Here is a 19,173-nt window from a genome sequence, read left to right on the forward strand (position 1 = left end):
CTAAAATTTTGGCCCTAGCCGGTGAAGTTTCTAACCTCTAAAATCTCGATTTCGCGCTCTTTGCCGTTCGGGGCAAAGAACCTTACAGTCTCACCGATCTTGGCGCCCATGATCGCTTGACCAATTGGGCTGTCAGGTGAGTAAACCTCAATCTCGCTGCCCTCTGCTATCTCGGCACTGCCTAGCAAAAACTCGAGCTCAGAGCCATTCAGGGTAAGTTTTACCACCATGCCCTGTTCGACAACTCCGTGCGATTCGCGAGTCTCACCGACAACCGAGTTAGCCAAAATCTCTTCGAGGCGATTGATTCGAGCCTCGATCTTGCCCTGCTCTTCTTTAGCGGCGTGGTAACCGCCGTTTTCTTTCAGGTCGCCCTCTTCACGAGCCTCTTGAATGCGTTTGGCGATGTCGTTGCGCGCAACGGTCAGCAAATATTCGAGTTCGCTCGATAGGCGATCGTAGGCTTCTTGAGTCAGCCAAGTGGGTTGGTGTTCAGACATAATTTCTCTAGTTTATTTGTCTCGACAGCTATCAACTAGACCGGAAACACCTAATTCGGTGGTGTTGACAATGATTTCGTGCTGGCTGGTTTTCTCGTCGCCAGCGGGAATTACAAATTCTTTATAGCCGACTACCGCAAAACCTTGATTTAGAACTTGGATGTAGCACACCGCCGCCTGAGAGTTTGGCCGGGTTACCTCAAACCTGACCCGAGTTTGGGTCTCGTCAAGAACCTCAAAGGCAAGATCTTTTGATTTGACGGCGACTGCATCATTGACAGTCACAACCGCGGCCCACGATAGAAATGCCAAAACAGTGAACGCGACGACAACTACCCAGAATCGGCGTTCGCGCTTCTGTGTTTTTTGTGACTTGCCATATCGTTCGGCAAGCAGGTCATTGTTCAAAGTCATCTCTTAAAGGATAGATACTTATTTCATGAGTTACTTGCTAAGTCAGATTCTTGCTGTCACCCCGAGCCCATCACCTGAAGTCGATCCCGCATCGACTTTTTACAGCCCTGGAGTGGTTGGCTTTATCGCAACCTTCGGAGTCACCGCTGGAGCAGTACTCATAATTTTTGATCTGGTCAGGCGAGTTCGCAGGCTTCGTTACCGAGCCGAAATTGAAGCCAAGTTGGCAGCTGAAGCTGAAATTTCAGCACCGGCTAAAGTCAAAAAGCCAGCGGCGCCAGCAAAGCCGAGCCGACCCGCTTCGCCGGCTAAGCCGAGCCGACCTGCGCCGCCGGCTAAGCCAAAACGCGACTAGTTCAAATTAGGGGTTTCCAAAACTTCCGGCTGCCGGTGCCAAACAAATAAGTAAGGCAGCGGTCCAGTGACACAGGAATGCAACCACAGTCAGTGAGTGGAAAATCTCGTGAAAACCGAAGTGGCCGGGAAACGGATTAGGTTTCTTTAGTCCGTAAACTACTGCGCCGATTGTGTAGCAGAGGCCACCAACCAAAATCAAAATCATCATTGGTGTGTTTGCGGCAAAAAAGTCTCCGATAAAGGCAATTGCTGCCCAGCCCATCGCAACATAAATTGGCACATACAGCCAGCGCGGTGCCGAAATCCAAAAGATTCGGAAACCTATGCCGAGAACCGCTGTAGCCCAGATGATGATCATCAATATTGTGGCCAAATCTTGTCGCAGAGCCAGCATGGTAATTGGGGTGTAACTGCCGGCAATAAGCAAAAAAATGTTTGCGTGATCGATGCGCTTCAGGGTTAGTTTTGCTCTCGGTTTCCAATTGAAGCGGTGATACAGAGCCGAATTTCCAAAAAGAAGAAACGAGGTCGCGAAAAAGACTGCTGCAGAAACCTTGGCGACCCAACCTTCAGCCAGTGCCACGAGCACAATGCCACCGGCTATTACAACTGGTAGAACTCCGGTGTGGATCCAACCGCGCCAAGTAGGTTTAGATTCTGGCTCCCGATATCCGGGAGTAATCGGCATGTGACCTGGAAGCGGCTGATTTTCTGCGTTCATTCTTCAAGGATACGTCGCCGTCTTGGCATCAAGTAGCCTTATCAAGTGTCTAGTCTGATTTATCGCATCTACGAGCGAAAACTCGAAAGTGAGCTCAACCCAAGTGAGCTTCCTCGCCACGTTGCCGTGATGTTAGATGGAAATCGTCGCTGGGCAGAACGTAGGCCTGGGGCCAAGGCTAGCCACGGACACGCCGCTGGTGCTCAAAAAATACAAGAGTTTCTGAACTGGTGCGACGAAATCGGAATTGGTTTTGTCACCCTGTACATGCTTTCGACCGACAATTTAGTTAAGCGAGACAGTGCCGAATTAAACGCGCTGTTGAAAATTATTGCAGCGGTCGCAGAAAACTTGGCCCTGCAAAATCGTTGGAAACTGAGACTGGTTGGCGATCGGGAAGCATTGCCACTAGATTTGCGAACCGCTCTTGAGTTAGCAGAATCTCAGACTCAGGATGTATCTGGACCAACCGTGAATTTAGCGGTTGGTTATGGTGGTCGGCGTGAAATTGCGGATGCCTTTAGGTCGATCCTGCAGCGTGAATTAGCCGCCGGCAGAAGTATCGAGCAAATTGCGCAAGAGCTCAGTGAAGAGACAATCACCGAGCATTTGTATACCGGAGGTCAACCAGACCCAGACTTGATTATTCGAACTTCTGGAGAACAGCGGCTATCTGGATTTTTACTTTGGCAGAGCACCAACTCTGAGCTCTATTTTGAAGAGGCGCTGTGGCCAGATTTTCGTAAGGTCGATTTTCTGCGTGCTCTTCGCGTCTACGCGTCACGCCACCGCCGTTTCGGCGGTTAGGTTAACTAAAAGCAACAATCCGAACCCACGGGCGTGTCTAAATCAGGTTTCGCAATTTAGCGGGCGTAATCTGCCATCAAGCTGAAGCAGGGGAACTTTGATGGGGAAATCACCGGTGGCAACATCCAAGACAGTTAGTTTGAAAACTGAAAAAGCTCAGGCTACAAGAACCTACATTCTCGATACCTCAGTACTGCTTTCAGATCCAAAGGCAATCTTCAAGTTCAAAGAGCAAGAGGTTGTCATTCCAATCATCGTCATAAACGAATTGGAAAAGAAAAGACACGATCCTGAAATTGGCTACTATGCCCGAACAGCACTTCGAATACTGGACGACCTACGAGAAAGACACGAGCGCTTAGATTTTCCAATGCAGGTTGGCGAAGGTGGAACCCTGCGAGTAGAGCTGAACCACATTGACCAGTCAGTGTTACCTACTGGCTTTCAGCTCGGTGACAACGACAGCCGCATCCTGGCCTGTGCCTTCAACTTGGCCTCTGAGGGTGCCAACGTAACCGTGGTTTCTAAAGACTTGCCGATGCGAGTTAAAGCATCTGCCCTTGGCATGAGCGCAGAAGAATACCGAAACGATCAGGTCGCCGACTCTGGATGGACGGGAATTGAGGAAATAGCGCTCAGTTCAGAAGAAATATCTGACCTTTACGACACTGAAATTATCAAGCACCCGGCCGCAGCAAACTTACCCGTTAACACGGGACTCATCATCAGTTCAGAGCGCGGTCACGCGCTGGCTAGAGTTGAAAAAGGCAGCAAGATAAAACTTGTTCGCGGTGATCGTGATGTATTTGGTGTGCATGGCAGATCAGCCGAGCAGCGGTTGGCTATTGATCTGCTGCTAGATCCAGAGGTCGGTATTGTGTCGCTTGGTGGTCGTGCCGGTACCGGTAAATCTGCGATGGCACTGTGCGCGGCCCTTGAAGCAGTGCTCGAGCGCCGCCAGCACAAGAAAATTATTGTTTTCCGACCAATCTTTGCAGTTGGTGGGCAAGAGCTGGGTTATCTGCCCGGTAGCGAAAACGAAAAGATGAACCCTTGGGGGCAGGCGGTTTTCGACACCCTCGGTGCTTTGGTTTCCAAGGAAGTAATCGAGCACATTGTCGATCGAGGGATTATCGAGATTTTGCCGTTGACGCACATCCGAGGACGGTCGCTGCACGACGCGTTCGTGATAGTCGACGAAGCTCAGTCGCTGGAACGAAATGTGCTGCTCACCGTGCTTTCGCGAATCGGTCAAAACGCAAAAGTAGTGTTGACCCACGATGTGGCTCAGCGAGACAACCTTCGAGTCGGCAGACACGATGGTATTGCAGCCGTTGTCGAGAGTCTGAAGGGGCACGAGCTCTTCGCTCACGTAACTCTGACCCGAAGCGAGCGCAGTGCCATTGCTGCCTTGGTAACCGACCTACTAGATCAATAGCGCCTGTTAGTAACTTCAGCGCGCACAAACCCAAAGACCTAGTCTCATGCCATGCAGTTTTTCTTTGAGTGGCACTGGTTAGGCGCCTGCTATCTAGCTCTAGTTGCTGTGCCGCTAGCAGTTATCGACTGGCAAAGTCATCGCTTGCCAAACAAATTAGTCCTGCCTAGTTTTGCTGTCACCGGTTTAGGTTTTCTAGCAGCGTTGACCCAGGGCTTTGCTATGGCTCTTGTGCTGCAAGCGCTGCTTCTGTCCGTAGCAACTTTCGTTTTTGGTTTGATAGCCAACCGATTCGCGTCCTTGGGTATGGGCGATGTCAAATTACTGGCTGCAATTTCGCTAGCTTTTGGCTGGCAATCAACCATGGTGATTATCTGGGTAATCGCTATCGCGATGACACTTGCGGCTTTTTATATCTTGACCAAATTTTTTAGCGGGGCAATAAAAATGGGCCAGAGCATTGCGCTCGGCCCATTTTTATTACTGGCTTTGGTTATAGTCCAGGGCTGGTCATTGACAGCACATCAAGTGCCTTATCTAGCTGCTCCATGGTGAGCTTCTCGCCGTCAACATAACCAAGTTCGATGGTGGCCTCACGCACGGTGATTTGCTTAGCCACCGAGTGCTTGGCGATCTTGGCGGCAGCCTCGTAGCCGATGAATTTGTTCAAAGGGGTAACAATTGACGGGCTTGACTCGGCCAAGGCGCGAGCGCGCTGTTCGTTGGCTTCAAGGCCGGCTACCGTCTTGTCAGCGAGCAAACGCATCGAGTTCGATAACAGGCGAATTGACTCGAGCAGGGCATTTCCCATGACCGGGATAGCCACATTCAATTCGAAGTTTCCGCTGGCACCGGCCCATGCGGTGGTTGCGTCGTTGCCAATTACTCGCGCGCAAACCATCATGACCGCTTCGGGAACAACAGGGTTAACCTTGCCCGGCATGATTGACGAGCCTGGCTGCAAATCTGGGATGTGTAGCTCGGCGATTCCGGCGTTCGGACCTGAGCCCATCCAACGAAGGTCGTTATTGATTTTGGTTAGGCTGACAGCCAGCACTCTCAGCGCGCCTGAGGCTTCGACCAGTGCGTCTCGTGCGCCCTGGGCCTCAAAGTGGTCGCGCGCCTCGGTCACCGGAAGGCCGGTTTCCTCAGCCAAAATACGAATCACTTCTTGAGGGAAACCTTTGGGGGTGTTGATTCCGGTGCCGACAGCTGTGCCGCCCAAAGGAACCTCAGCCACTCGGCCAATAGTGCTTTCGACTCGTTCGATGGCGTAGCGAATTTGGGCAGCGTAACCACCGAATTCCTGACCCAGGGTGACTGGGGTGGCATCCATCAGGTGAGTGCGTCCGGCCTTAACCACTGATTTCCACAAATCACGCTTTTCTTCGAGTGCTTTAGCCAGGTAGTCAAGAGCTGGCAGCAGATCATTGATCAGCGCAGCCGTAACGGCAACGTGAACTGAGGTTGGGAAAACATCGTTTGAAGACTGCGATGCGTTCACGTGATCGTTGGGGTGAACATTCGAACCCAAAGAGTTGGTGGCTAGCGTGGCAAGCACCTCATTCATGTTCATGTTCGAGGATGTGCCGCTTCCGGTCTGGAAAATGTCAACCGGGAACTGGTCGTCGTGTTGTCCTAAAATCACAAGATCGGCTGCTGAGGCAATTGCAGTAGCGATCTCGGCACTGAGAACACCTAATTTTTGATTTGCCAGCGCAGCCGCTTTCTTGATTCTGGCTAGAGCAGCGATGTGCTCCCGTTCCAGAGTGGTTCCCGAGATTGGAAAGTTCTCAACAGCACGTTGAGTTTGTGCTCGGTACAGGGCGTTGATTGGGACCTTTACTTCGCCCATGGTGTCGTGTTCGATACGGTATTCCACTTGTTTGCCTTTCAGTTTGAGGCGGCTAAACGTTGCCGACCTCTAAAATCGGATGAATTTCACCGAGTGCTAGTCGATAGTTTGCTCCCACTACGGCCAATTTCCCGGCTTTTACCGCATCGGAAATTAGTCGGCTTCGGGTGAGAAGTTCATTTATGGTGTCTTGAATGTGTAATTCGGTGACGTCGTCAATTTCGAATTTTCCAGCTTGATTGGCAGCCGTAACGGTCGGTTGGATTCTATCGACCAGATTTTGAATGAATTCGCCATTCGTTTTCAGTAATCCCAAGCTGGAGTCCATAGTCGCTCTAATCGCTCCGCATTCGTCGTGGCCCAAAATCAAAATCAGAGGAACGCCCAGTACTTCTACCGAATATTCGAGCGAGCCCAAAATAGTTTCGGCAATTACCTGGCCGGCATTTCTGACCACGAAAAGATCACCAAGGCCAACATCAAAAATAATTTCCGCTGATAAACGAGAGTCGGCACATCCGAACAAAGCTGCAAAAGGTTTCTGTCCGGTTGCAAGATCACTGCGACGATCAATGTCTTGACGCGGATGAGCCGGTGCTCCAGTTACAAAGCGACGATTTCCCGCTTGCATCGCTGCCCAGGCATCGGCTGGGGTTTCCGGGCGTTTTAGTTCAGTCACTACCAAACTCGTTTTCAATTTGGTTAGCGAAGGTGCTAAATTCCGACGCGGTCGCGGTGCCTTTCAGAATGAAAACCTGATTGGGAAGTTCGTAAACCCAGATTGTTGGGTCGCCTTTGACATCCTCGAGTTTGGTCAGTTTTAACCACTTCGGGTTGCTGTCGCTGCTGGCGGTGTCTGGCAGGTAACCTGCCGTTTCGAGAGCCAACCAGGTTGCGTTGTAATTGAAGGCCTGTTTCACCGAAACAAACTGATTCTGCCCACCGACTAAGCCCAGGTACCAGGTGTCGACGCCGTCAGTGCCGGGCGACCAGCGTGCAGCGTTAGCCCACCACTCATCGGGCAGGGTGGGGGTAAAAACATTGTTTGAAGTGGCCGCTTCGGTGCTTGATGCCACCGACGCAAAATCAACCGGCTGGTGGCGCGAGCTGTCATCTCGAGGCACGATCAGCACCAAAACCAAAACCAACCCGGATGTCGCCAACAGCGAAAGAAGCAAATTGTTGACCGTCTGCTTGGCGCGGTGCTTAGCTGCTGAATCGCTCAATTACTCGCCCTGCTTTTTCAAAAGTGCAGCATCAAGCTTTTTTCGGGCACCGGAAAGCCAGGTTTCACAGTGACTTGCCAACGCTTCACCGCGCTCCCAGAGTTGTAGCGAAGCCTCTAGCGGCACAGAACCCTGTTCGAGTTCGGTCACAACCTTGACCAGTTCGTCGCGAGCTTGCTCGTAAGACATCGCTTCGATGTCCGAGTTTGATGATTTCTTTTCGCTCGCCATTTCTCTCCTATTTTAAGTCGCTTTTCAGCCGACCCCGCGTTCTAATCAGCAGTCAGGGGCAGCTCGCCCTTGGCCAGTTTTGCCGTCAGTTTGCTTCCTTTGGTTACCTTTGTTGGATTTGTGACTACGTGCCCCCCGGAATCTAGAAGCACCGCGTAACCGCGTTCTAGCGTTGACTGCGGAGACAACGATCGAACCTGAGCTTTGAGGTGGCTTAATTCGAGTGCAGAAACATCCAACAGTTGACTGAATCTGTTTCTCAATCGAATAATTTCGCGCTCGGTCTCCTCATCGAGTTTTTCGATAAATCCATAAGGATTTGCCATGAGTGGCCGACTTCGCAATTGAGAAATCAATTCGCTCTGATTCTGCACCGCAGTTGCAATCCTCAAGAACGCTCGATGGGTCAACTGTGACAACATGGCGCGCTGCTCAGTTACGTCTGGAACCACTCGTTTAGCCGCATCGGTAGGGGTGGATGCCCGCAAATCGGCAACATCATCTAGAACAGGGCGGTCATTTTCATGTCCGATTGCCGAGACGAGCGGGGTCTGGATTTTGGCTGCAGTTCTGACCAGTTCTTCATCGCTGAAAACCACCAGATCGAGAAAAGAGCCGCCGCCACGCGCCACGATGATTACGTCTACCTCAGGGTCTTGATCCAGTTGTTTCATCGCCGAGATTATCTCGGGCGCAGCTTTATCGCCCTGCACCAGCGTGTTGACAACTTTGAATTCAACATTTGGCCAGCGGAGCTTCGCGTTTTTCAACACATCTTTTTCGGCATCAGAGTCTTTACCGGTGATGAGTCCGATGCAACTCGGCAAAAACGGCAGTGGTTTCTTTTTGCTCGGGTCAGTGAGGCCTTCGGCAGCGAGGGTCGCTCTCAGTCTTTCGATGCGTTCTAGGAGTTCGCCCAAACCGACCTTGCGCATCTCCAAAACCTGCATGGTGAGCTTGCCACCTTTGGGCCAAAAAGCTGGCTTGATCAGAGCAACAACACGGTCACCCTGCTTCAGGTCGACCGGGATCTTTCCGAGGCTCCAAGCGTGAATTGAGACACTGTTCTCTTGCTGCAGGTCACGGATTTCGCCGAACATGTTTGTTGGGCCGAATTTGATTTGCGAAAGCTCACCTTCGATCCAGAGAACTCCCAGACGCTCAATCCACTCTTTGAGTGTGAGCGAAAGCCTAGATACGGGCCACGGTGAAAGTTCGCTACTTACCTTGGATTCACCGGAGACGATGTCGTCAATCACGATCCTCCAAACAGTCACCACAATCCATCAAAATAACCCGCTTATCATTGAGGGGTGACTGCAAACAACAATACCCAAACCGCGCTGCCAAATCCGACTGCCAAAAAGGTTCTGTTGGCCTCGCCGCGCGGATATTGCGCAGGGGTTGATCGAGCCGTAATTGCCGTTGAAAAGGCCCTCGATCACTACGGTGCGCCGGTATACGTTCGCAAAGAAATCGTTCACAACAAACATGTAGTCACCTCGCTCGAAAAACGCGGAGCTATTTTTGTCGATGAGGTAGACGTTGTGCCCGAGGGTTCGGTGTTAGTTTTTTCAGCCCACGGAGTTTCACCGGCAGTTGTTGCGGCCGCACAAGCGCGAAATCTAAACACCATTGATGCAACCTGCCCGCTTGTCACCAAGGTGCACCGAGAAGTTCAGCGTTTCGCCAATGAAGACTACGACATTCTGCTTATCGGCCACGAGGGTCACGAGGAAGTTGAGGGCACCGCTGGCGAAGCACCAGACCATGTGCAACTCATCGACGGAGCCGAGTCAATTGCGACAGCCAAAATTCGCGACCCAAAAAAGGTAGTTTGGCTTTCACAGACCACGCTTTCGGTAGACGAAACCATGCAGACCGTATTGAAACTTCGCGAGAAGTATCCAACCCTGCAGAACCCACCCTCTGATGACATCTGCTACGCAACTCAAAACCGACAGGTCGCCATCAAGAAAGTTGGTGCTTCGTCTGACCTGGTAATTGTGGTTGGGTCGGCAAACTCATCAAACACCGTGCGCTTGGTTGAAGTAGCTCTAGAGGCGGGGGCAAAAGCCGCCTACCGTGTCGATTTTGCATCCGAGATTCAAGATGCCTGGTTTGCTGATGTCAGCACCGTTGGAGTTTCGTCTGGCGCATCGGTGCCAGAAGAACTAGTCGATGAGGTGCTCGAGTACCTGGCCAACCGCGGCTACGGCGATGTCGAAACCGTGCTTACTGCTGAAGAGGATGTTCAGTTCTCTCTGCCAAAAGAGCTTCGCAAAGAGCTCAAAGCTGCCGGCGAAGACACCAGCAACAAGCAAAAGCGCAACTAATTTCGTCTGCTACGGAATAGTTCAGCGCAGTTGCGAATTGTCACATTGCGTAACCAAGTTTTGTGGTCTAAAAATCACCGCTTACGCTTTGAAACACATACTTTCAACTGAAGGAAAACCATGTCTAAATTTCTGAAGGCCGGAATCGCATCTGCGACAATTCTGGCTCTACTTGGCGGAACCGCCGCTGCGCTGCCAGCCCAGGCTGCACCAAAAGAAATCAAAATCGCTGCCGAGAGTGCTTACCCTCCGTTTGCCTACAAGGTCGGCTCTAAGTTCCGCGGTTATGACATTGAGGTTGCCGAGGCTGTTGCCAAAAAGGCTGGCTACAAGGTCAAGTGGGTTGCTTCACAGTGGGATGGTATTTTCGCCGGCTTGAAGGCTAAGCGCTGGGATGCTATCGCCAACCAGGTAACCATCCGCGCCGACCGCAAGGCTCTGTATGACCTGTCACTTCCTTACACCTCTTCTCGCTACGTAGTAATCACCCGCAAGGATGACACTCGCGTAACCAAGATTGAAGACATCAAGGGTCTTATCGCAGCCGGTTCGGCCACAAGCTCTTTTGCTGATGAGGCTCGCAAATACGGTGCAACAGTTGAGGTTGTGGAAGACAACGCCAGCCGTTTCGCTTTGTTGACCCAGAAGAAAGTTGACATCATCATCAACGACAGCCTCTGGGCCCTTGACTACATCAAGAACAACCGTGACGCAAACGTCAAGATTGCTGCATACTTTGGCGAGCCAAGCCTGCAGGGCTTTGCATTCCGCAAGAACAGCGGATACGTTGCCAAATTCAACAAGGCACTGCTTGCTTTGAAGAAGGATGGCACCATCAAGAAGATTGGCGTGAAGTACTTCGGCAAGGATGTCAGTAAGTAGACTTTTCTCAATACTTAAGTCGACAAGAGGACGGTGGATCCATGGAATCATCGTCCTCTTGGCTTTTAATCGGTGACTCGCTTTGGCCGCTAACCGAGGCGTTGCTGACCGGCACCATCCCGCTCACGGCAGCAAGTTTTGTCCTCGGACTGGGTATCGCAATTTTCATGGCTTTGGCCCGCCTCTCCAATTTCTTTTTGCTTCGCTGGATCGCGCAGTTTTTCATCTCGATTATTCGAGGAACACCGCTGCTTTTGCAGCTCTTCATGATTTTTTACGGGTTGCCGGCATTCGGTATCGTTCTTGACCCTTGGCCAAGCGCGATTATCGCCTTTTCTATGAACGTCGGTGGCTATGCTGCAGAGACGATTCGTGCCGCAATTCTTTCGATACCGAAAGGGCAGTGGGAGGCAGCCAGCACGGTTGGCCTGACTCATACCCAAACTCTGGTTCGAATCATCCTTCCGCAGGCGGCTAGAGTGGCAATTCCACCGCTATCAAACACTCTGATTTCTCTGGTTAAAGACACATCCTTGGCATCTGTTGTTTTGGTCACCGAACTGTTCAGAGTAGCCCAAGAGATCGCAGCTCCAACCTTCGAATTCTTCACCATGTATGCGGTTGCCGGCGTTTACTACTGGGTTTTGAGCCAAATTTTGGCATTTGCCCAGAGCCGACTTGAGAAAAAACTTGACCGTAAGGTGGCCAGATGACAAACCTTATTTCGGTTCGAGGCTTGGCCAAAAAATTCGGTGAAAATCAGGTGTTTTCCGGGATTGACTTCGATGTTAGAGAAGGCTCGGTTACCGTAATCATCGGGTCATCCGGGTCTGGAAAAACTACAATTCTGCGATCGTTGAATGCGCTAGAGCAACCCGAATCTGGCACGGTTCAAATTCGCGACTTCGTCGTTGATTACTCAAAAAAGTTGACCAAAAAAGAGATTGTTGAGTTGCGCGGTCACAGCGGAATGGTTTTCCAAGGGAACAACCTTTTTGGCAACCTGAATGTTTTGCAGAACATTATTGAAGGGCCAATTCGGGCTCAAAAGCGTCCCCGCGAAGAAGTTGTGGCAGAGGCACGCGAGCTTCTAAAGCTGGTGGGGATCGAAGCTAAAGAAAACGCTTATCCGCACGAGCTATCTGGCGGGCAGCAGCAAAGAGTTGGAATCGCCAGGGCTCTGGCTCTAAAGCCTGACGTTTTGCTTTTTGATGAGCCTACGTCCGCTCTTGATCCAGAGCTGGTGGGCGAAGTGCTTGAAGCAATGCGCAAGCTGGCCAATCAGGGTTGGACCATGGTAGTGGTTACGCATGAAATGCGATTTGCTCGAGATGTGGCCGACCAAGTGCTGTTTATTGACGGTGGTCGCATTGTCGAGCGGGGAACCGCTGCCGAGGTTTTGCAGAATCCAAAAGAACTTAGAACGAAAGAATTCTTGAAGCGCATCCTCGGTGACAACTAGTTTTTACCTAGGTAAAACTGCGCATTAGGTTTAGGCTGCACCTCGCAAGAAAAATGGTCGGCTGAAACCAGCCGAACATAACTCCTAATTCTTTACAGCGACATAGATTTGCCGGCTGAGCCAAGCTCTTGAGCAGCCTCAACAACGCGAGCCGACATTCCAGCTTCAGCACTCTTTCCCCAAGCGCGTGGGTCATAGGCTTTCTTGTTTCCGACTTCGCCGTCAACTTTGAGCACGCCATCGTAGTTTTTGAACATGTGGTCGGCAATTGGTCGGGTGAAGGCGTATTGCAAATCGGTGTCGATATTCATCTTGATAACGCCGTGACGAACTGCTTCAGCGATTTCTTCTGGAGTTGAACCCGAGCCGCCGTGGAAAACCAAGTCAAATGGCTTGTCTTTGCCATATTTTGCACCTACAGCAGCTTGGATCTCGCCAAGCAGTTCAGGGCGCAGCTTGACGTTACCTGGCTTGTAAACTCCGTGTACGTTGCCAAAGGTTAGAGCGACCATGTAGCGACCGTTTTCACCAAGGCCCAGTGCCTCAGCAGTTGCCAGGCCGTCAGCAGGGGTGGTGTAGAGGTGTTCACCCATGCCACCTTCAACGCCATCTTCTTCGCCGCCAACTACACCAACTTCGATTTCGAGTACAGCGCCGATGCCCTTGGTTAGTTTCAACATTTCTTTGGCAATTTCAAGGTTTTCGCCCATTGGCACTGCCGAACCATCCCACATGTGCGAGTTGAATAGCGGGTCGAGACCTGATTTGACTCGATCTTGAGAAATGGCAATCAGTGGGCGAACAAATTTGTCTAACTGATCTTTGGCACAGTGGTCGGTGTGTAGCGCGATGGTAATTCCATAGTTTTTTGCCACCTCACGAGCGAAGACAGCCATCGCTGCAGCACCGCTTGCCATGTTCTTCACTGTTGGGCCTGACCAGTAATCGCCACCTCCGGTGGTGACCTGAATAATGCCGTCTGAGCCAGCTGCTTGCAAGCCAGCCAGCGCCGCATTCAACGTTTGGGAACTAGAAACGTTAATTGCCGGATAGGCAAAGCCCCCACTTTTAGCGCGATCAAGCATTTCTAAGTACTGGTCTGGTGATGCAACAGGCATTTTTGCTCCTTCGCTGGTGGGAGCTTTGTGCATCCCAGTTAAATTTTACGTCTTAGGCTAGGGCGATTTCTTTGAGTTGGGTTGAGCGCTCAGGATTCGCAACAACAGTCGCTTCCGGCATTCCATCAAGGTTCTGAAGGCCACTCTTTGGCTGCTGCACCTTTACGGCTCCCCACTGCACCGCCATTTTCACTCCGGCAGGAACGTCGAAACCGTCAAAGTTGTTTGCCTCGGTTGGGCCGTTCGTGGTTGCCGCAACCGCCGACAAAAAGCCAGCCAGGGTTGAGTCTCCGGCGCCAACCGTATTGATTACCTTGATCGGCGGGGTCTTTGCGTGCCAAGAGTTGTTTTTGGTAACCGCAATCATGCCGTCGGCTCCGAGCGAGGCAAGCACACACTCTACTCCTGAGCTAATTAGTTCTCTGGCCGCGTCGATGACATCGCCGTAGGTTCTGAGGTCTCTACCTACCGCAGAGGCTAACTCTTCAGCGTTTGGCTTCATCACGCTGGCAGCGCCCTTGTGTGCCCAGTAGCTCAGTGGTTCGCCCGAGGTGTCTAGTGCAACTCGAACCCCGAGGCTTTTCATTCGGTCAAAAATTGGCTGCAAATCGACAAACTTGCCGGTTGAGTTGTCAATTGGCAAGGCACCGGCAATAACCAACCATTTTGCTTGAGCCTCACGAACGGTTTTCTCGGTCAGATCAATAATCTGCTGCCAGTCTTCAGCCGAAAGCGGACGAGGGGCCTCGTTTACCTTTGTGGTTGGGCCATCTTTGATCACGATGGTGGTTGATACTCGCAGAGTGCCGGCAACCCACAATGGGACCAAAGTTTTTGAGTGACCGGTGCGGTCGAGCACCGATGGATCGGCATTTCCAATAGGAACAACGCCGGGGGCAGCGATTCCGGCCAGGTTCAAACCTTTTGAAACGTTGATGCCTTTGCCTGCCAATTCTTCGGCAACATCATCGGCACGGTTTACTCCACCTTCAATGAGATCGTGCACGTAGTAGGTGCGATCTAGAGTGGGTGCCGGTGTGAGTGTGACTACAGGAGAAAGTGGGATTGTCGACATGAAGTACTCCTAATGAGGTCTTGATCCGATTGTTTTTAGTAATTCGGGCTGGCAACTTCATTGTCGAGCGCTATTCGAAGTATAGCGAAACAAACCCCAGGCTTTGTTTTAGGTTCGGTCTAAAACGCGATGACTTTAAGCCTCTTTAGTGTTTTCGGTAAGTTCGCTTGCGGTCAATTGATTTGGTGAAGTTTCAATTTCTTTGGGGGCAACAATTTCTTCGGTGGCCAACTCCGTTTCATCAAGGTCATTAAGTTTGCGCGCCGTCACTAACATTCGCGACTCGAGGCTAGAAACAAAAACGTTGTAGTCCTTCACCGTGGCGGTAATAGAACGGCCCAACTTGTCGGCATGCTCAGCGACTTTTACCACTCGCTCGTAAAGTTCTTTGCCCAGTTTGATCATGTTCTTGACCGAAGACTCATCGGCATTTTGCCGCCAGATATAGTTGACCGTTTTCAGAACAGAAAACAGGCTGACCGGAGAAGCCAGCGCAACATTTTTCTTGAAGGCATATTCGAGCAGAGTTGGGTCGGCATCGAGGGCTGCCGATAGTAGCGATTCGCTAGGGACAAAGGCGATAACAAAATCGGGGGAGCTGGATAAGCCGCTCCAGTAGGCCTTGCCTGAGAGTGCATCGATGTGTGACTTCACGGCTTTGACGTGCTCTTCTAGCAACTTTTGTCGTCGAGCCAGTTCTTCGGGGCTGCCCAATTCAGAGATTGCCGCTGCCTCTTGGTAAGAATTGAAAGGCACTTTTGAATCGATGGCAAGCGACTTGTTACCGGGCAAATTAATGACCAGGTCTGCTCTTCCGGTGCCTGAGTCGGTGGCAAATGTGACTTGCTCGGTGAAGTCGGCGTGCTTGATGAGGCCAGCCAGTTCGATTAGTTTGCGAAGCTGAGTCTCGCCCCAAACCCCGCGAAGACTGTTGGATGACAGCGCCTGGGCAAGTGCTTGGGTTTGCCGACGCAGGGCTTCATCGCTGTCGACTGCTGCCTTGAGTTGCTGCTGAATTGTGCCAAACTGCTCAACTCGATCTTTTTCTAGGCGTGCAACGGTCTGCTGCATTTGCTCGAGGTTGCTTCTTACCGGAGCCAGAGCTTGCAACAAACGGTTTTCTTCGCGATCGCGTTCGTCGCGCTCAAGCTTCTCTTGGCGCAGTTGTGACAGTTGAGCTTCGAGACCACCAATGGTGGCATTTGCCGCAGCCAAATCGATGGCGGCCTGATTGTTGCCCGGAGCCTTGGCTTTCGCTGCAAGGAAGCCGACAACCAAGCCAATTAGAAGGCCACCGAGACCCCAGAAAATCGCATCCATGATGATGAGTATCGCACTGGCAACCGACAAAAAGAGTTACAGCGCTTTTAGGCTCTGCTTAGTTGCGCCCAATAACTGCTCCAAATTTTCAGCACCGTGGCGCAAACTGGCATGCAAAATGATTCGGGCGCAAGCGTCGGCATCGGCTAAGGCATCGTGGTGGTCGAATTCCTCGTGGCCAATTGCGTAGGCAACTTGATTTAGTCGATATGAGTCAAGGTTGTAGGTCTTGCGTGAAATCGCCAGCGAACAGGTGTAGCCGGTTTCGGGGGTTTTGAAATCTAGTAACTGTGCGGTTGCTCGCAAAACACCCATGTCAAAAGGTGCATTGTGGGCTACCAGAACATCACCGGCGCTAAACGCGAAAATAAGGTTCAATGCCTCGATTGCTGAGGCTGCGTCTTCTACGTCGCTGGGTCTAATTCCGTGAACCCGGATGTTGCCTTCGTGAAACCAATTATTTGGATAGGGCGGCGAAATAAGGAAACCGAGTGAATCGGTGATTTTGCCATCAGAAACTTTCACCAATCCGACTGCGCAGGGGCTGGCTGGCGAGCCGTTTGCGGTTTCGAAGTCGATGGCGGTGAAATTTAGCACCGTTACAGTCTGCCAGCAGCAGACACCTTTGTCGGCTAAGGCTAGACTTGCCTACCGTGGCTCTAACAATTGGAATCGTGGGACTACCCAACGTAGGTAAGTCGACCCTCTTTAATGCACTGACAAAAAACAACGTGTTGGCAGCAAACTATCCGTTTGCAACTATCGAGCCAAACGTTGGAGTCGTGAACCTACCCGATGCCAGGTTGACTCGGTTAGCCGAGATTTTTGGCTCTGAGCGAATTTTGCCGGCCCCGGTTTCTTTCGTCGATATCGCCGGCATCGTGCGTGGCGCATCCGTGGGTGAAGGTTTGGGTAACAAATTTCTAGCCAACATTCGAGAAGCAGACGCCATCGCTCAGGTAGTTCGCGGTTTTAGCGACAGCGACGTCGTACACGTTGATGGCAAAGTCGATGCTGCCAGCGACATTGAAACAATCAACACCGAGCTAATTTTGGCCGACATGGAAACCCTAGATAAGGCTCGCTCGCGCATCGAGAAAGAAGTAAAGGGTAAAAAACTTGAGCCATCGGTTCTCGAAACCGTAGATGAGGCCAAAGCCTGGCTCGACGGCGGCAAGCCGCTATCAACTTCAAAAATTGATTTGGCAGCAATCAAAGAACTTGGTTTGCTTACGGCGAAGCCAATCCTTTACGTCTTCAACGTGGATGAAGGCATTTTGACTGAGCCTGCTAAAAAGAAGGCGCTCGCCGACTTGGTTGCTCCGGCTGAGGCTGTTTTCTTAGACGCCAAAGTTGAGTCTGAACTAATTGATCTCTCGCCTGAAGAGGCAAATGAGCTGTTATCTTCGTTGGGCCAGGACGAGTCGGGACTTGATCAACTTGCCCGCATCGGATTCAACACCCTAGGTTTGCAAACCTACCTAACCGCAGGACCCAAAGAAGCTCGAGCCTGGACAATCAGAAAAGGCTGGAAGGCCCCGGCTGCAGCCGGTGTAATTCACACTGACTTTGAACGCGGATTTATCAAGGCAGAAGTTGTCTCATTTGCCGACCTCGATGCTGCTGGCTCGATGCACGACGCTAAGGCAGCCGGCAAGGTTCGGATGGAAGGCAAAGATTACGTGATGCAGGATGGCGACGTCGTCGAATTCAGGTTTAACGTCTAGCGTTCGAGTGTTCGACAACCTGTTGTGCGAAAGCGCTAGCTAGATCCCAAGCCTGTTGCCGGTAGCTGGCTGCCAGCTCGTGAGTTTTTTCGATCTGCTGTGCAACATCGATACCCTCTTTTTCAAAGGCACGACGATAGGTGCTCAGCCAAGCAAGTTGCTGTGCGACTCCGATTTCTGGATGAAATTGCGTAGCCCAAGCTTTGTCGCCGATGCGGAAGGCTTCATTGATGCCATTGGTTTCGCCCAACAAGACTGCATTTTCGGGAAGTTCAAAGGTGTCATAGTGAAAATGAAACGCGTTGGCGTTGTTGTCAAAAACACCTAAAACCGGGTCATTCTTAGCTTCCGGTAGAACGTTTATTTTGGTCCAGCCAAACTCACCTTTGTCAGCTTTGTATACTCGCCCGCCGGCGGCAGATGCCAGTAGTTGCGAACCAAAACACAGTCCGAGAAGTGGGGTTTCAGTTTCAAGAGCCCACTGCATAATTTTGCGCTCGTGAGTCATCCAAGGGTGTTCCGCCTCTTCCTGAACGCCGGCGTGTGCACCAAGCGAAATGATGCCGTCGTACTGGTCTAGCGATTCGAGATCAGGGTTTCGATCACGCTCGTTTTGAACATCCCAGGTGTCCATCAAAATACCGGCTTCCACAATTGGGTTAGCCATCTCGTTCAAATGATCGTCGATGTCGTGAACTATTACTAGGATTTTTGGACGCTCGACCATTGGTTCCTCCGGGGCAATCTGGTTGACTCTTATTTATTATCGGCGCTAAAAGGACGAGGTATTTCCTATGTTGCAGGGTTTGCTCTATTCAGTTGAACGCGAATTCGATGTTTCAATCGAGCGTCTTTGGCAAGCCTGGGTAGAGGCAAAACAGCTGGAGCAGTGGTACTCGCCAACCTTCTTGAGTGTGGTGCCAAACAGCGCGGTGTCGCAAACCGAGGTTGGTGGGCAGTGGGCCATTGCCGTCGATGTCTCAGCCAATGGTTTTAACGCCTATTTTTGGGGTCGATACAGTGTGGTTGAACCTCATAAAAAGCTGGTCCACACGCTTTGTTACAGTCAGGATGAAGCCGACTTCATTGCCCGAAGCGATGACGCGCCCGCTCACGAAATCGTCATCGACTTCGAACGTCGGGGTGATTCAAGTTGGGTTAGGTTTTCTCAATTTGGAGAAATGGATGAAGAGCAGGCTGAGGCGTCTCGAGAAGGCATGGAAAGTTACCTGGAAAACCTAAAACGCTACCTGGCAACCAGCGACTAGGCTTTGGACATGAATTTTGCAGAAATCAACTGGCTGGCCGTCTTGATTGCCGGTGTTGTCGGTATCGCCATCGGCGCTCTTTGGTTTGGTCCGAAAGCCTTTTATCCAATTTGGTGGAAGGCATTGGGGCAGGAGCCGACAGATCAACCCGGCGATGATTCAATGGCTAAAGTTTTTGGAATCACCTTCGCTGCAGCATTTGTGCAAGCTATCACCTTGGCAATTTTGATTCAGGCTCTGGGTGTTACTGATTTTCTAAATGGGGCCCTGCTCGGTGCTTTGGTTGGCTTCGGAATAGGTGCAGCAACCTCGGTTTCGCATCGGCTCTTCGGTCGTCAGGGTTTGACAGTTTGGCTTATTGAGGTTGGTCAAGACATAGTCGGCTTGACTTTGATGGGCGCGATTATTGCCGGTTTAGGCTAGTCGAATTATCAGC

At 51.3% G+C, this 19,173-nt stretch carries 24 protein-coding genes; 11 read left to right on the plus strand and 13 right to left on the minus strand.

Translation table 11 applies throughout. The annotated features are described in order from the left end of the window. Positions 1–14: 14 nt before the first annotated feature. Together greA and A4Z71_RS01910 are read right to left on the minus strand one after the other, a co-directional pair. Entirely contained in the window at positions 15–500 is a 486-nt protein-coding gene (greA, locus tag A4Z71_RS01905; RefSeq protein WP_070954290.1) for a transcription elongation factor GreA, read from the minus strand. Positions 501–512: 12 nt separating this feature from the next. Then, the gene (locus A4Z71_RS01910; RefSeq protein ID WP_070954291.1) at positions 513–914 is read right to left on the minus strand and encodes a DUF4307 domain-containing protein; all 402 of its coding nucleotides are present in this window, start codon (positions 912–914) and stop codon (positions 513–515) included. Positions 915–939: 25 nt separating this feature from the next. Between A4Z71_RS01910 and A4Z71_RS01915 the strand changes: the two genes are divergently transcribed. Next, positions 940–1,269: a hypothetical protein gene (locus A4Z71_RS01915; RefSeq protein ID WP_070954292.1), complete on the plus strand. Its 330-nt coding sequence runs from the start codon at positions 940–942 to the stop codon at positions 1,267–1,269. Positions 1,270–1,275: 6 nt separating this feature from the next. Here A4Z71_RS01915 and trhA read toward each other — a convergent pair whose 3' ends face one another. Further along, a complete protein-coding gene (gene trhA / locus A4Z71_RS01920; protein WP_070955198.1) occupies positions 1,276–1,959 on the minus strand; it encodes a PAQR family membrane homeostasis protein TrhA in 684 nt (227 codons plus the stop codon). 78 nt (positions 1,960–2,037) lie between these two features. Between trhA and A4Z71_RS01925 the strand changes: the two genes are divergently transcribed. From A4Z71_RS01925 to A4Z71_RS01935, 3 genes are all read left to right on the plus strand, one after another. Further along, entirely contained in the window at positions 2,038–2,799 is a 762-nt protein-coding gene (locus A4Z71_RS01925; protein ID WP_070954293.1) for an isoprenyl transferase, read from the plus strand. Between the two features lie 100 nt (positions 2,800–2,899). Continuing rightward, a complete protein-coding gene (locus tag A4Z71_RS01930) occupies positions 2,900–4,237 on the plus strand; it encodes a PhoH family protein (RefSeq protein WP_084028381.1) in 1,338 nt (445 codons plus the stop codon). A gap of 51 nt (positions 4,238–4,288) precedes the next feature. Continuing rightward, a complete protein-coding gene (locus A4Z71_RS01935; RefSeq protein WP_070954294.1) occupies positions 4,289–4,792 on the plus strand; it encodes a prepilin peptidase in 504 nt (167 codons plus the stop codon). Here the strand turns inward: A4Z71_RS01935 and A4Z71_RS01940 are convergent. The 5 genes from A4Z71_RS01940 to xseA are packed head-to-tail and all read right to left on the minus strand — an operon-like array spanning position 4,731 to position 8,808. Beyond that, positions 4,731–6,092 (minus strand): class II fumarate hydratase, encoded by a 1,362-nt coding sequence (locus A4Z71_RS01940; RefSeq protein WP_070955200.1) that lies wholly within the window; start codon positions 6,090–6,092, stop codon positions 4,731–4,733. The genes A4Z71_RS01935 and A4Z71_RS01940 overlap by 62 nt on opposite strands. A gap of 52 nt (positions 6,093–6,144) precedes the next feature. Then, a complete protein-coding gene (locus tag A4Z71_RS01945) occupies positions 6,145–6,771 on the minus strand; it encodes a carbonic anhydrase (RefSeq protein ID WP_335582246.1) in 627 nt (208 codons plus the stop codon). Next, positions 6,764–7,318 (minus strand): DUF4245 family protein, encoded by a 555-nt coding sequence (locus tag A4Z71_RS01950; protein WP_070954296.1) that lies wholly within the window; start codon positions 7,316–7,318, stop codon positions 6,764–6,766. Before A4Z71_RS01950 ends, A4Z71_RS01945 begins: the two co-directional genes overlap by 8 nt. Then, the gene (locus A4Z71_RS01955; protein WP_070954297.1) at positions 7,319–7,549 is read right to left on the minus strand and encodes an exodeoxyribonuclease VII small subunit; all 231 of its coding nucleotides are present in this window, start codon (positions 7,547–7,549) and stop codon (positions 7,319–7,321) included. A gap of 41 nt (positions 7,550–7,590) precedes the next feature. After that, the gene (gene xseA / locus A4Z71_RS01960) at positions 7,591–8,808 is read right to left on the minus strand and encodes an exodeoxyribonuclease VII large subunit (protein ID WP_236858548.1); all 1,218 of its coding nucleotides are present in this window, start codon (positions 8,806–8,808) and stop codon (positions 7,591–7,593) included. Between the two features lie 54 nt (positions 8,809–8,862). Here xseA and A4Z71_RS01965 point away from each other — a divergent pair, with 54 nt between their 5' ends. The 4 genes from A4Z71_RS01965 to A4Z71_RS01980 all read left to right on the plus strand — a co-directional run bounded on the left by A4Z71_RS01965 (position 8,863) and on the right by A4Z71_RS01980 (position 12,229). Further along, entirely contained in the window at positions 8,863–9,885 is a 1,023-nt protein-coding gene (locus A4Z71_RS01965) for a 4-hydroxy-3-methylbut-2-enyl diphosphate reductase (RefSeq protein ID WP_070954298.1), read from the plus strand. A 120-nt stretch (positions 9,886–10,005) separates the two neighbouring features. Beyond that, complete coding sequence (locus A4Z71_RS01970) at positions 10,006–10,767, plus strand: transporter substrate-binding domain-containing protein (RefSeq protein WP_070954299.1); 762 nt, start codon at positions 10,006–10,008, stop codon at positions 10,765–10,767. A 41-nt stretch (positions 10,768–10,808) separates the two neighbouring features. Further along, positions 10,809–11,480: an amino acid ABC transporter permease gene (locus A4Z71_RS01975; RefSeq protein WP_070954300.1), complete on the plus strand. Its 672-nt coding sequence runs from the start codon at positions 10,809–10,811 to the stop codon at positions 11,478–11,480. Continuing rightward, positions 11,477–12,229: an amino acid ABC transporter ATP-binding protein gene (locus A4Z71_RS01980; RefSeq protein WP_070954301.1), complete on the plus strand. Its 753-nt coding sequence runs from the start codon at positions 11,477–11,479 to the stop codon at positions 12,227–12,229. The genes A4Z71_RS01975 and A4Z71_RS01980 overlap by 4 nt, the downstream gene beginning before the upstream one ends. 92 nt (positions 12,230–12,321) lie before the next feature. Here the strand turns inward: A4Z71_RS01980 and fbaA are convergent, their stop codons facing one another. The 4 genes from fbaA to A4Z71_RS02000 form a co-directional block, all read right to left on the minus strand. Then, positions 12,322–13,347: a class II fructose-bisphosphate aldolase gene (gene fbaA / locus A4Z71_RS01985; protein WP_070955202.1), complete on the minus strand. Its 1,026-nt coding sequence runs from the start codon at positions 13,345–13,347 to the stop codon at positions 12,322–12,324. A 52-nt stretch (positions 13,348–13,399) separates the two neighbouring features. Next, positions 13,400–14,422, minus strand: a complete 1,023-nt coding sequence (locus A4Z71_RS01990) for a 1-phosphofructokinase family hexose kinase (protein WP_070954302.1) — start codon at positions 14,420–14,422, stop codon at positions 13,400–13,402. Positions 14,423–14,557: 135 nt separating this feature from the next. Continuing rightward, positions 14,558–15,742 carry a DNA recombination protein RmuC gene (locus A4Z71_RS01995; RefSeq protein WP_070954303.1) on the minus strand — a complete coding sequence of 395 codons (1,185 nt, stop codon included), beginning with the start codon at positions 15,740–15,742 and terminating at the stop codon, positions 14,558–14,560. A 36-nt stretch (positions 15,743–15,778) separates the two neighbouring features. Next, a complete protein-coding gene (locus tag A4Z71_RS02000) occupies positions 15,779–16,339 on the minus strand; it encodes an exonuclease domain-containing protein (RefSeq protein WP_070954304.1) in 561 nt (186 codons plus the stop codon). A 56-nt stretch (positions 16,340–16,395) separates the two neighbouring features. Between A4Z71_RS02000 and ychF the strand changes: the two genes are divergently transcribed. Next, positions 16,396–17,469 (plus strand): redox-regulated ATPase YchF, encoded by a 1,074-nt coding sequence (gene ychF / locus A4Z71_RS02005; RefSeq protein WP_070954305.1) that lies wholly within the window; start codon positions 16,396–16,398, stop codon positions 17,467–17,469. On the opposite strand, the gene A4Z71_RS02010 is transcribed toward ychF, so the two are convergent. Beyond that, positions 17,459–18,196 carry a type 1 glutamine amidotransferase gene (locus A4Z71_RS02010; protein ID WP_070954306.1) on the minus strand — a complete coding sequence of 246 codons (738 nt, stop codon included), beginning with the start codon at positions 18,194–18,196 and terminating at the stop codon, positions 17,459–17,461. The genes ychF and A4Z71_RS02010 overlap by 11 nt on opposite strands. 67 nt (positions 18,197–18,263) lie before the next feature. Here A4Z71_RS02010 and A4Z71_RS02015 point away from each other — a divergent pair, with 67 nt between their 5' ends. Together A4Z71_RS02015 and A4Z71_RS02020 are read left to right on the plus strand one after the other, a co-directional pair. Beyond that, positions 18,264–18,737 carry an SRPBCC family protein gene (locus A4Z71_RS02015; RefSeq protein WP_070954307.1) on the plus strand — a complete coding sequence of 158 codons (474 nt, stop codon included), beginning with the start codon at positions 18,264–18,266 and terminating at the stop codon, positions 18,735–18,737. 9 nt (positions 18,738–18,746) lie between these two features. Then, positions 18,747–19,160 (plus strand): DUF1761 domain-containing protein, encoded by a 414-nt coding sequence (locus A4Z71_RS02020; RefSeq protein ID WP_070954308.1) that lies wholly within the window; start codon positions 18,747–18,749, stop codon positions 19,158–19,160. Positions 19,161–19,173: the final 13 nt, after the last annotated feature.

This window comes from Candidatus Rhodoluna planktonica, assembly GCF_001854225.1.
Taxonomy (GTDB): Bacteria; Actinomycetota; Actinomycetes; order Actinomycetales; family Microbacteriaceae; genus Rhodoluna; species Rhodoluna planktonica.

Bases quoted from the DNA above. Each gene is read 5' to 3' on its own strand.
- greA (WP_070954290.1), bottom strand. From the start codon at position 500: ATGTCTGAACACCAACCCACTTGGCTGACTCAAGAAGCCTACGATCGC.
- trhA (WP_070955198.1), bottom strand. From the start codon at position 1,959: ATGCCGATTACTCCCGGATATCGGGAGCCAGAATCTAAACCTACTTGG.
- A4Z71_RS02010 (WP_070954306.1), bottom strand. From the start codon at position 18,196: ATGGTCGAGCGTCCAAAAATCCTAGTAATAGTTCACGACATCGACGAT.
- A4Z71_RS01930 (WP_084028381.1), top strand. From the start codon at position 2,900: ATGGGGAAATCACCGGTGGCAACATCCAAGACAGTTAGTTTGAAAACT.
- A4Z71_RS01955 (WP_070954297.1), bottom strand. From the start codon at position 7,549: ATGGCGAGCGAAAAGAAATCATCAAACTCGGACATCGAAGCGATGTCT.
- A4Z71_RS01915 (WP_070954292.1), top strand. From the start codon at position 940: ATGAGTTACTTGCTAAGTCAGATTCTTGCTGTCACCCCGAGCCCATCA.
- A4Z71_RS01970 (WP_070954299.1), top strand. From the start codon at position 10,006: ATGTCTAAATTTCTGAAGGCCGGAATCGCATCTGCGACAATTCTGGCT.
- A4Z71_RS02020 (WP_070954308.1), top strand. From the start codon at position 18,747: ATGAATTTTGCAGAAATCAACTGGCTGGCCGTCTTGATTGCCGGTGTT.
- A4Z71_RS01940 (WP_070955200.1), bottom strand. From the start codon at position 6,092: ATGGGCGAAGTAAAGGTCCCAATCAACGCCCTGTACCGAGCACAAACT.
- A4Z71_RS01995 (WP_070954303.1), bottom strand. From the start codon at position 15,742: ATGGATGCGATTTTCTGGGGTCTCGGTGGCCTTCTAATTGGCTTGGTT.
- A4Z71_RS01990 (WP_070954302.1), bottom strand. From the start codon at position 14,422: ATGTCGACAATCCCACTTTCTCCTGTAGTCACACTCACACCGGCACCC.
- A4Z71_RS01975 (WP_070954300.1), top strand. From the start codon at position 10,809: ATGGAATCATCGTCCTCTTGGCTTTTAATCGGTGACTCGCTTTGGCCG.
- A4Z71_RS01980 (WP_070954301.1), top strand. From the start codon at position 11,477: ATGACAAACCTTATTTCGGTTCGAGGCTTGGCCAAAAAATTCGGTGAA.
- A4Z71_RS02015 (WP_070954307.1), top strand. From the start codon at position 18,264: ATGTTGCAGGGTTTGCTCTATTCAGTTGAACGCGAATTCGATGTTTCA.
- A4Z71_RS01910 (WP_070954291.1), bottom strand. From the start codon at position 914: ATGACTTTGAACAATGACCTGCTTGCCGAACGATATGGCAAGTCACAA.
- A4Z71_RS01935 (WP_070954294.1), top strand. From the start codon at position 4,289: ATGCAGTTTTTCTTTGAGTGGCACTGGTTAGGCGCCTGCTATCTAGCT.
- fbaA (WP_070955202.1), bottom strand. From the start codon at position 13,347: ATGCCTGTTGCATCACCAGACCAGTACTTAGAAATGCTTGATCGCGCT.